The following is a 256-nucleotide window of genomic DNA, read 5'->3' as shown; positions in this document are numbered from 1 at the left end:
AGGGCCAGGAAGCCACCTGCAAAGCGCAGCCCGGATTTGCGCTGCTGCCTGCGTTTGAGCGACCTGCTCGCCAGATCGCCCTGCCCCTGCAGCCCCATGCCCGGCTGGCCGTACGGCTGACGCTGGTTGGCATAGGGGTTGTGTGGCACACCCGGCGCGGGCATGTCACCGAACGCGGGCGGTTGGCTCTCCGGGTGGGAGAACGGTCGCTGGAACGGCTTGCCATAGCCGGGTTGGCCGGTTTGTCCGTAGCCCC

General features: G+C 68.8%; 1 pseudogene. It reads right to left on the bottom strand.

The features are described from left to right. Positions 1-256 (bottom strand): annotated as a pseudogene (locus QP119_RS11600) (hypothetical protein); the annotation flags it as partial.

The sequence above is a fragment of the Corynebacterium frankenforstense genome, from assembly GCF_030211955.1.
Classification (GTDB): domain Bacteria; phylum Actinomycetota; class Actinomycetes; order Mycobacteriales; family Mycobacteriaceae; genus Corynebacterium; species Corynebacterium frankenforstense_A.
Note: the sequence above shows the minus strand (reverse complement) of the source record. Positions and strands in the feature narration are given on the sequence as shown.